The sequence below is a fragment of the Nocardioides sp. CPCC 206348 genome (genome assembly GCF_048654705.1).
Classification (GTDB): domain Bacteria; phylum Actinomycetota; class Actinomycetes; order Propionibacteriales; family Nocardioidaceae; genus Nocardioides.
The window spans coordinates 49,799-51,972 of sequence record NZ_JBMCZA010000211.1 but is presented as its reverse complement, the minus strand read 5'-3'; the positions used below and the strand labels follow the sequence as shown (position 1 = coordinate 51,972).

At 71.4% G+C, this 2,174-nt stretch carries 2 protein-coding genes; both read right to left on the bottom strand.

What is annotated here, in order from left to right:
• Positions 1–220 precede the first annotated feature (220 nt).
• Positions 221–1,495, bottom strand: coding sequence for a geranylgeranyl reductase family protein (locus ACOADB_RS21975; RefSeq protein WP_378603591.1), 1,275 nt, complete (start codon positions 1,493–1,495; stop codon positions 221–223).
• Positions 1,496–1,540: 45 nt separating this feature from the next.
• Positions 1,541–2,152 carry a GrpB family protein gene (locus ACOADB_RS21970; protein ID WP_378603588.1) on the bottom strand — a complete coding sequence of 204 codons (612 nt, stop codon included), beginning with the start codon at positions 2,150–2,152 and terminating at the stop codon, positions 1,541–1,543.
• Between the last annotated feature and the right edge of the window lie 22 nt (positions 2,153–2,174).

The following is a 2,174-nucleotide window of genomic DNA, read 5'->3' as shown; positions in this document are numbered from 1 at the left end:
CGACCAGAGCTCCTTCGTGGTGACCTTCTCCGAGAGCCGCGAGAGCAGGATCTGGTCGTCGCGGACGATCACGGCGTAGGCCGCCAACCGTTGCACCCGCTGACCCATGTCCACCACCCTAGCCACCGCCGACTTGGGGTTTGTCACCGCCGACTTGGGGTTTGTCACCGCCGAGGCGTCGACAACGCACAACTCGGGGGTGACAAACCCCAACTCGCGCTCAGGAGAAGGGGGGACGTGCGTCGCGGGCGAGCGAACGACGGCCGGCCCAACGCCAGACACGCGCGGAACGGTCGCGGTCCTCGTCGGTCACCAGGTTGCCCATCCAGCGCAGCGCCAGGGTCATCAGCAGGTCCGAGCGCATCCCGATCGGGCCGAGCGCGGGGAGCAGGCGTGGGACGGTCACCAGGCCCGCGAGACGGCGCGCGACGGAGAAGGACTCGCCGTAGTGCTCACGCAGCAGCGCCGGCCAGGCCTGGCTGAGGTCGATGTCGGGCGTGTCGGCCAGCAGGTCGGCGATCACCCGGCCGGTCTCGAGGCCGTAGTCGATGCCTTCACCGTTGAGCGGGTTCACGCAGGCGGCGGCGTCGCCGATCAGGGCCCAGTTGCGACCGGCGACGTTCGACACCGCGCCACCCATCGGCAGCAGGGCCGACGTCGGGGCGCGCAGCTCCTCGCCGAGGCCGAACTCCTGACGGAGGCGGTCGGCGTACAGCTTCATCAGCGGCTTGATCGCCACGTCGGTCGGGCGCTTGGCGGTGGCCAGGGTGCCGGCGCCGAGGTTCACCTCGCCGCTCTCCTTGCCGAGCGGGAAGATCCAGCCGTAGCCGGACAGGATCTCGTCCTGCTCGCCACGGAGCTCCAGGTGCGAGCTGATCCACGGGTCGTCGGAGCGGGTCGACGTCACGTACGCGCGTCCCGCGACGCCGTAGACCGTGTCGCGGTGCCATTCACGGCCCAGGACCTTGCCGAGGGGCGAGCGCACGCCGTCAGCGACCACGAGGCGCTTGCAGGCGACCTCGAAGGTGTTGTCGGTTGTTGAGGTGCGAGCTTGCGAGCCTCGAAACACGACCGCAGCAACCCGGTCCCCGTCCATGCGTACGTCGACCGCGCGGGCGCCGTCCAGGGCAGTGGCACCGGACTTCAGGGCCGTGGTGCGCAGGTGGTCGTCGAGCTCGGTGCGGGCCACCGCGCTCCCCCAGTCGGGGAGGTTGCCGCCCGGCCACGGAAGGTGCAGGGTCTGGCCGAAGCCGTGTGCCCGCAGGCCCTGGTTGACGGTGTGCGAGCGCACCCAGTCGCGCAGGCCGAGCCGGTCCAGCTCGCCGATCGCGCGCGGCGTCAGGCCGTCGCCGCAGGTCTTGTCGCGCGGGAAGATCGCGGCGTCCGCGAGGAGGACGTCGGCACCCGAACGAGCGGCCCAGGCGGCCGCAGCCGATCCGGCCGGGCCGGCGCCCACGACGAGGACGTCGGTGCTCATCGGGGTGTTGTCGCTCACCCCCCGATTGTCTCAGGAGCCGGCGGCACGGGCCCCACGGGTCCGTCAGGCGTCCAGCAGGCCGGCCGCACGGAAGGCACGGTCGTAGATCTCGCGGATCACGTCCTGCTTCCTGGCGTTGTACTGCATGGTGTGCTCGCCCGCAGCGTTCGCCGCCGCGGCCGCCGCGGTCTTGGCATCGCGATAGCGAGCGAGGTCGTCAGGATTGCCCCGCAACCAGTCCCGGAACAACCGGTGCCGGACCGGCTCGGGGGCCGCCGGACCGAAGACGTGCAGGTTGCAGAACGGGTCCTGGTGCCGCAGCATCCGGTGCTCCCACGACCACGGCTCGCGCACCCGCAGCACGAAGCCCGCAGCCACCAGTGCCGGCACGTAGTCCGCCTCGCGCGCCGGGTCCGCCACGACGAGGTCCACGTCGATGATCGGCTTCGCAGGAAGACCGACCACGGACGTCGACCCGACATGCTCGACCTGCAGCGCCCGCCACCCGAGCGCCCCACGGACCAGCGCGGCGAGCCGCTCGAAGTCACCCGGCCACCGGTCGTCGTACGACGCCAGGGAGATGCCGGTCTCCGGAGCCGCCCCATCCACCCACGGATCCGCGCCCGACGGCGCCGGCGGCGAAGTGAAGTCCGTGATCTCCGAGGGCAAAGGCATCAGGTGATGCTAACCGGGCACC

Excerpts from the sequence above, each read along its gene's own strand:
- ACOADB_RS21970 (WP_378603588.1), bottom strand. The coding sequence starts at position 2,152 with ATGCCTTTGCCCTCGGAGATCACGGACTTCACTTCGCCGCCGGCGCCG.